6 protein-coding genes are annotated in these 7,668 nt (G+C 63.7%); all 6 read right to left on the bottom strand.

Annotation, left to right across the window (positions count from 1 at the left end; all coding sequences use genetic code 11):
• Window positions 1-34: 34 nt before the first annotated feature.
• From HX815_RS30380 to HX815_RS30405, 6 genes are read right to left on the bottom strand one after another with little or no spacing between them, the layout of a single operon-like run.
• Entirely contained in the window at window positions 35-1,045 is a 1,011-nt protein-coding gene (locus HX815_RS30380; protein WP_003219250.1) for a chemotaxis response regulator protein-glutamate methylesterase, read from the bottom strand.
• Window positions 1,042-3,345 (bottom strand): hybrid sensor histidine kinase/response regulator, encoded by a 2,304-nt coding sequence (locus HX815_RS30385; RefSeq protein WP_102368209.1) that lies wholly within the window; start codon window positions 3,343-3,345, stop codon window positions 1,042-1,044. Before HX815_RS30385 ends, HX815_RS30380 begins: the two co-directional genes overlap by 4 nt.
• Complete coding sequence (locus tag HX815_RS30390; protein WP_102368208.1) at window positions 3,342-4,028, bottom strand: chemotaxis protein CheW; 687 nt, start codon at window positions 4,026-4,028, stop codon at window positions 3,342-3,344. Before HX815_RS30390 ends, HX815_RS30385 begins: the two co-directional genes overlap by 4 nt.
• A complete protein-coding gene (locus HX815_RS30395; RefSeq protein WP_177029434.1) occupies window positions 4,025-5,284 on the bottom strand; it encodes a protein-glutamate O-methyltransferase CheR in 1,260 nt (419 codons plus the stop codon). The genes HX815_RS30390 and HX815_RS30395 overlap by 4 nt, the downstream gene beginning before the upstream one ends.
• Window positions 5,284-5,796 carry a chemotaxis protein CheW gene (locus HX815_RS30400; RefSeq protein WP_102368206.1) on the bottom strand — a complete coding sequence of 171 codons (513 nt, stop codon included), beginning with the start codon at window positions 5,794-5,796 and terminating at the stop codon, window positions 5,284-5,286. Before HX815_RS30400 ends, HX815_RS30395 begins: the two co-directional genes overlap by 1 nt.
• Window positions 5,796-7,418 carry a methyl-accepting chemotaxis protein gene (locus tag HX815_RS30405; protein ID WP_003219261.1) on the bottom strand — a complete coding sequence of 541 codons (1,623 nt, stop codon included), beginning with the start codon at window positions 7,416-7,418 and terminating at the stop codon, window positions 5,796-5,798. Before HX815_RS30405 ends, HX815_RS30400 begins: the two co-directional genes overlap by 1 nt.
• Window positions 7,419-7,668 lie beyond the last annotated feature (250 nt).

Consider the following 7,668-nt stretch of genomic DNA (forward strand, 5'->3'; position numbering starts at 1 on the left):
ACTACCTGCAGGCCAGGACAGCGTGTGATATCGGTCATTTTGCGAATACCTCCAGCAATCGTGGCGCAATTCTGTCCAATGGGCGAATTTCAACAGCCGCGTCAATCGCCGCTGCCGCTTTGGGCATGCCGTAAACAGCACAGCTTTGCTGGTCCTGCGCGATGGTCAGGTAGCCTTGCTGACGCATCAACTTAAGTCCCTGGGCGCCATCACGCCCCATCCCCGTCAGCAGCACGCCAACGGCATCGCCATTCCAGTAGCTGGCGACGCTCTCGAAAAACACGTCGATGGACGGCCGGTAAATCTCGTTCACAGGCTCTGCGGTGTAGGCCAGCGTGCCGTTCTTCAGCAGGCGAATGTGATGATTGGTGCCCGCCAGCAACACGACACCGCTTTGGGGCGGCTCGCCTTCCCGGGCCAGGCGCACCGGCAGGCCCGAGGCACTGCTCAGCCATTCGGCCATGCCGGCGGCGAACACCTGGTCCACATGCTGCACCAGCACAATGGCCGGCGAGAAGTCCCGGGGCAAGCCCTTGAGCAGGGATTCCAGGGCAGCCGGGCCGCCTGCGGACGAACCGATGGCCACCAGGCTCTGGCGTTTGCCCGTGGCCCGCTGGGGCGCAGGCTCGGCCCGCACGCGGCTGCCACGCTGGCCAATCAGCCAGCCGATATTGAGGATCTTGCGCAACAGCGGTGCCGCGGCGTCCTTCGGATTGCCCACGCCCAGTGCAGGCGTGTCAACCACGTCCAGGGCGCCATGGCCCATGGCTTCGAATACACGGCTGACGTTGGCCTGGCGGTCGACGGTGACAATCAGGATCGCACAGGGCGTCTCGGCCATGATCTGCCGGGTGGCCTCCACACCGTCCATCACCGGCATGATCAGGTCCATCAGAATCAGGTCGGGCGTGAACTCGGCGCAACGCTGCACTGCTTCCAGGCCGTTGCCTGCAACCCACACCACTTCGTGGGCCGGCTCAAGGCTCAACGCCCGGCGCAAGGCCTCCACGGCCATGGGCATGTCATTGACGATCGCAATCCTCATGCCCGCGCTCCTCCAATCAGCTCCACCACCGCGTCCAACAGCGCGTCGTCATGGAAGCTGGCCTTGGCTAGATAATAGTCGGCGCCGGCGTCCAGTCCACGACGACGGTCTTCTTCCCGATCCTTGTAGGAAACAACCATCACCGGCAGGGATTGCAGGCGAGTATCACGGCGCAAGAGTGTGACCAATTCAATACCGTCCATGCGAGGCATATCAATGTCCGTGATCAGCAGGTCGAAGTCTTCGGAGCGCAGCGCGTTCCAGCCATCCATGCCATCGACTGCCACGGCCACTTCATAACCGCGATTAAGTAACAATTTGCGTTGCAGCTCACGCACGGTCAGCGAGTCATCCACCACCAGAATACGCTTGCGCGGTGCTTCGAGGGTTTGCTGGGTGCGTCGGGCGATGCGCTCCAGACGACCGGTATTCAGCAGTTTGTCCACCGATCGCAGCATGTCTTCGACGTCGACGATCAGCACCACCGAACCGTCATCGAGCAACGCTCCGGCGGAGATGTCCTGGACCTTGCCCAACCGGTCGTCCAGGGGCAATACCACCAGCGTGCGCTCGCCGATAAAACGCTCCACGGCAATCCCGTAGACCGCATCGCGCTCGCGGATCACCACGACCTTCAGGGTTTCCTGACTGCCCTGCCCCGGCGGGCGCTGCAGCAACTGGCTGGCGGCGACCAGGCCGACATGCCGGCCTTCGTGCCAGAAATGCTGGCGGCCTTCCAGTTGCACGATGTCGTCGGGCGCAAGATCGCACATGCGCTCGATGTGGGCCAGCGGGAAGGCGTAGGCCTCCTCGCCAACTTCCACCACCAGGCTGCGCACTACCGACAGGGTCAACGGCACCTCCAGGTGGAAGCGACTGCCCTGCCCCGCCGTCTGCTCCAGCACCACCGCGCCGCGCAACTGGCGCACCATATGCTGCACCGCATCCAGGCCGACCCCGCGCCCCGAGACCTCGGTGACCTTGTCCCGCAGGCTGAACCCCGGCAGGAACAGGAACGTGAGCAGTTCCTCTTCGCTCAGGCGCAGGGCGGTTTCCACCGGCGACAAATGCCGGTCGACGATGGTGCCGCGCAGGCGCTCCAGGTCGACACCGTTACCGTCGTCGCTCAACTCCAGCACCAGTAAGCCGGCCTGGTGAGACGCCCGCAGGCGGATCAGGCCTTCAGCCGGTTTGCCCGCCAGCAGGCGTTGCTCGGGCATTTCAATGCCGTGGTCCACAGCATTGCGCAGCAAATGGGTCAGCGGCGCTTCGAGTTTTTCCAGCACATCGCGGTCGACCTGGGTTTTCTCGCCTTCGATTTCCAGGCGTACCTGTTTACCAAGGCTGCGGCCCAGGTCACGCACCATGCGCACCTGCCCGGCCAGCACGTCGGCAAACGGCCGCATGCGGCACGCCAGCGCCGTGTCGTACAAGACTTGGGCGCGCTGCCCGGCCTGCCAGCCGAACTCATCGATTTCGGCGGTTTTTTCCGCGAGCAACGCCTGGGCCTCGCTCAACAGGCGGCGGGTATCAGCCAGCGCTTCCTGGGCTTCCAGGCTCAGGTCGACGGTCTTGAGGTGGCCGTCGAGGTTTTCCAGGGCGCGGGCACTGTTGCTCTGGATGCGCTTGAGGCGTTGCAAGCTGGCGAGGTAAGGCTTGAGCCGCTGGGTTTCCACCAGGGACTTGCTGGACAGGTCCAACAGGCTGTTCAAGCGTTCGGCGGTCACCCGCAACACCCGCTCGCCGCCTTCGGTCATGCGCTTATTTTGGCGTGGCAGTTCGGCACTGACCGGCGGCGCGGGTTCGGGCTCCGGCGGCAGGGTCAGCAGCGCTTCCATCGACAATTCAGGTTCTGGCGCGGGTGTGGGCGGCGGCGCAGGCTTTGGCGCAGCGGGCGGTGCGACTTTCTGCGACGGATCGAGCAACCGCTCCATCAATGCCACATAGGACTCGATGTCCGCCGGGCCCACGGTGTTGCCCGGCGTGGCAATGCGCATCAACAAATCGGTGCCTTGCAGCAGTGCGTCGATATGCTCCGGCAGCAGGTACAAGCGGCTTTCCTGGGCGCTGACCAGGCAATCTTCCATCACGTGGGCCACGCTGACCCCCGCGTCCACCCCGACAATCCGCGCCGCGCCCTTCAGGGAATGGGCGGCACGCATGCAGGCTTCGAGCTGGTCGGCCTGGGTCGGGTTGCGCTCCAGGGCCAGCAGGCCGGCGCTGAGCACCTGGGTCTGGGCGTCGGCTTCCAGGCTGAACAGCTCCAGCAGCGAGGCATCGCGCATCTGGTCGGGGGTCATGTGAGGCTCCGGGTCACGGCAGACAACAATTGCGCCTCGTCCAGCCAGCGCAGGCTGCGGCCTTTCCACTGCAACACCCCTTGGGTGTAGCGGGCGCTGGCCTGGGTGCCCGACGCAGATGCCGCATTCAAGGTCCGTTCATCAATGGCATGGATACCGTCCACTTCGTCCACCGGCACCACCACCGGGCCGTCCTGCGCCGCGATGATCAGCATGCGCGGCATGATTCGTGCGCCACTGGGGCCGCTGCCGGTGCTGTCCAGCCCCAGCAATTCCACCAGTGACAGGCACGCCACCAGTGCGCCACGCACGTTGGCCACGCCCAGCAAGGCGCGGGAACGCTGATGGGGCAAGGAATGGATCGGCTGCAACGGCGCCACTTCCACCAGGCAGCGAGTGGCGATGCCCAGCCATTCTTCGCCGAGGCGGAACATCAGCAGCGAACGGGTGAGGACATCACCCTCGACTTCCGGCGTCGCGACGGGGCGGTGATCGTCCTGCTGCAAGGCATAACGATCGAGCAGGCGCGTGGCGGCGGCGGAATACACCGAGCAATTGCGACAGTGAATGTGCTCGGCCAGCAACGGGCAGGACTTGTCACCGTGGATGCCGATGCGGTTCCAGCAGTCATCGATGGCCTGGGTATCGGCCAGGGTCAGGTTCAGCTCGGGATCCAGGGTCATGATTTACGCTCACTGTCAGCTCGCTCGCTGCGCGCGGCACGAGCCTGCAAACGCCGGGCGCCGGCGACATCGCCCTGGGACTCGAGCAACGCGGCCAGGTGCATCAAGGCCTGCGGGTGCTGGGGTTCCAGGTACAAGGCTTTTCTGTAATAACCCTGGGCTTCCAGGGCGCTGCCGGCCACATCGCTGAGCAGGCCCAGCCAATAAAACACCTGGGCCGCCGGCGGATGGCTCTGCAAATAACGCTCGCAGGCAGCACGGGCTTCCAGGCTCTTGCCTTCATTGGCCAGGGTCGCAATCTGACTGAGCAGATCGGCGGCGTCCGACTGCGGCGGCGGCTTGATCGGTACCACTTGGGCACTGACGGTGCTGAATGGCCGGGGCCTGGTCGGGATAGGCGCGGCACTGCGCTGAGGAATCGGCGCGGGCATCGGCACAAATACCGGTTCAGGCGCGGGCTCCGCATGCCGGCTGAAGGCAAACGACTGCGGCACGCCAATCGAACGCATGCCCAGGCGCCCCAGCAGGCTGCCTTCGGCAGGACCGATAAACAGCACGCCGTCGACATGGGTCAGGCCCTTGAGCACTTCAAACACCTGCTTCTGGGTCGGCTGGTCGAAGTAGATCAGCAGGTTGCGGCAGAACACAAAATCGTAGGTGGGCTCGTTGGCCAGCAGCGTGGGGTCCAGCAGGTTGCCCACCTGCAGGCGCACTTGTTCGCGTACCCGGTCGGCAATCCGGTAGCCGTCGGTTTGCTCGGTGAAGTGGCGATCGCGGAACTCGAGGTCCTGGCCGCGAAACGAATTCTTGCCGTACACCCCACGGCGGGCGCGCTCCACCGACAGCGGGCTGACGTCCATGCCCTGCACCTTGAACTGATGCGGTGCCAGCCCGGCGTCGAGCAAGGCCATGGCAATCGAATAGGGTTCTTCGCCGGTGGAACACGGCAGGCTGAGGATCCGCAGGGCGCGCATCTGCTTGATTTCGGCCAGGCGGGTGACCGCCAGCCGACCCAGGGTGGCGAAGGATTCGGGGTAACGGAAAAACCAGGTTTCGGGGACGATCACCGCTTCGATCAGCGCTTGCTGTTCGTCGGTGGAGGCCTGCAATTGCTGCCAGTATTGATCGGCGGTCTGCGCGCTGAGCGCCATGCTGCGCTGGCGTACGGCACGCTCGATGATCGCTTCGCCCACCGAGGCAACGTCCAGGCCAATGCGCTCCTTAAGGAAGTCGAAGAAGCGTTGATCACTGCTCATCAACCCTCCTCGCCCGCGGCAAACAGCAGCGCCTGCACGTCAGCCGTCAGCAGGTCCGCCACGCCGATCCACTGCATCAAGCCACGCTCGTCTTCGCGCACCGGGCCCAGGTAACGGGCCTGGCGGTTGTCCAGGCCGTAGGGCTGGAACTCCGCCGGGTCACAGCGCAGGGTATCGGTGGCCTGTTCGAGGATCAGCCCCAGCCAGCGTGCCGGAGTGAGTGCATCCGGCTGATAATTGACCAACACCAGGCGCGTGCTGGTGCGGGCCTGGGCCGGCGTACCGAAGGTCAAGGCACTGAGATCGATCACCGGCACCATTGCCCCGCGATGGGCAAAGATCCCGGCGACCCACGCAGGCGCATGGGCAATGGGCTTGAGCGGCAGGCGCGGCAGCACCTCGGCCACTTCCGTGGCCTTGAGGGCATACCGTTCATTACCGATGTGAAACACCAGGAACAGTGCTTTCTTCACTGCCGCAACGGCACCGCGTTTAGCCGCGAGGTCGTTCATCAGACTTTAAAACGCGACACGCCGCTGCGCAGGCCGACGGCGACCTGGCTCAGCTCGTCGATGGCAAAGCTGGCCTGACGCAGGGACTCCACGGTCTGGCTGCTGGCATCGCCCAACTGCACCAGCGCATGGTTGATCTGCTCGGCGCCGGTGGCCTGGGCCTGCATGCCTTCGTTGACCATCAACACCCGCGGCGCCAGGGCCTGCACCTGATGGATGATCTGCGACAGCTGCTCGCCCACCTGCTGCACCTCGAACATGCCACGGCGCACTTCTTCAGAGAACTTGTCCATGCCCATCACCCCGGCCGACACCGCCGACTGGATCTCGCGCACCATCTGCTCGATGTCGTAGGTGGCCACGGCGGTCTGGTCGGCCAGGCGCCGCACTTCGGTGGCTACCACGGCAAACCCGCGACCGTACTCACCGGCCTTCTCGGCCTCGATGGCAGCGTTGAGGGACAACAGGTTGGTCTGGTCGGCGACCTTGACGATGGTCACCACCACCTGGTTGATGTTGCCGGCCTTCTCATTGAGGATCGCCAGCTTGGCGTTTACCAGGTCAGCTGCGCCCATCACCGAGTGCATGGTTTCTTCCATGCGCGCCAGGCCTTGCTGGCCGGAGCCGGCGGCCACCGAGGCCTGGTCGGCGGCGGTGGAGACTTCGGTCATGGTACGGACCAAGTCTTTGGAAGTAGCAGCGATCTCCCGCGAAGTAGCGCCGATCTCGGTGGTCGTCGCGGCGGTTTCAGTGGCAGTGGCCTGTTGTTGCTTGGAAGTCGCGGCAATCTCGGTGACCGAGGTAGTGACCTGTACCGAAGAGCGCTGTGCCTGGGACACCAGGGCGGTGAGCTCGGTCATCATGTCGTTGAAGCCGGTCTCTACTGCGCCGAATTCGTCCTTGCGTTCGAGGTTCAGGCGTTTGCTCAAGTCGCCGGTGCGCATGGTTTCGAGGATGTCGACGATGCGTTTCATCGGCGCCATGATCGCGCGCATCAGCAGCAGGCCGCAGAGGCCGGCGGCGAGGATCGCGAGGATCAGCGAGACGCCCATGCTGATTTTTGCAGCGGACACGGCGTCGTCGATAGCGTTGGTGGCGCGGTCCGCGACGTTTTTGTTTTCGGTGATGATGTCGTTGAGCTTCATGCGGCCTGCGGTCCAGGTCGGGGTCAGCTCTTCGTCGAACACTTTGCGGGCGGCGGCGACGTCATTGCGTTGCAGGTTTTCAGTGACTGCGGCCAAAGCCTTGTTGTAGGCCTGGTGCAGGGCTTCGAACTTATCGAACTCGGCCTGATCTTCAGCGCCGTTGATAGTTGCCTTGTAATTGGCCATTTGCGTGATGATGCGCGCTTCGAAGGACTTGTAGTCGGCCTTGTCGGCTTCGGTGAGTGTCTTGTCTTTGCGCAGGCCGATGATGTCGAGGGTGTCGAGGTAGCTGTCGACCCATGCGCTGCGGATCATGGAGCTTAGGTAGACCCCGGGGACTGCGTCATCGCGGACTGACTCTTCGCCAGCCTCGATCTTCAACAGGCGTGAATACGAGACCACTACCATCAGCAGCATGATCGCGATGATGACCGCAAAGCTCGCCAAAATCCGTTGGCGCAAGGTCCAGTTCTTCACAGTAATTCCTCGAGGGCCATTCAAATGGAGAGGAGTATAGCTGAGCGGATGCCATCATTAATCAACGGGTTGTGGGATCTGGGTCACGCTCGGGGGAGGAAAGTTTTCTTGGGGGGGCATATCCGTTGCTGCGGTAACGGCGGCTTATGGTTCCGCTCTTACAGCGGCTCACTTTTGAACAGCGCAAAAGTAAGCAAAACGCTCTTGCCCCACCACTCGGCACCTCGCTTAGGCTCGGTGTGCCCTCACT

It is taken from the genome of Pseudomonas sp. E6002, from assembly GCF_013385565.1.
GTDB lineage: Bacteria > Pseudomonadota > Gammaproteobacteria > Pseudomonadales > Pseudomonadaceae > Aquipseudomonas.

Bases quoted from the DNA above. Each gene is read 5' to 3' on its own strand.
- HX815_RS30390 (WP_102368208.1), bottom strand. From the start codon at position 4,028: ATGACCCTGGATCCCGAGCTGAACCTGACCCTGGCCGATACCCAGGCC.
- HX815_RS30385 (WP_102368209.1), bottom strand. From the start codon at position 3,345: ATGACCCCCGACCAGATGCGCGATGCCTCGCTGCTGGAGCTGTTCAGC.
- HX815_RS30380 (WP_003219250.1), bottom strand. From the start codon at position 1,045: ATGAGGATTGCGATCGTCAATGACATGCCCATGGCCGTGGAGGCCTTG.
- HX815_RS30395 (WP_177029434.1), bottom strand. From the start codon at position 5,284: ATGAGCAGTGATCAACGCTTCTTCGACTTCCTTAAGGAGCGCATTGGC.
- HX815_RS30400 (WP_102368206.1), bottom strand. From the start codon at position 5,796: ATGAACGACCTCGCGGCTAAACGCGGTGCCGTTGCGGCAGTGAAGAAA.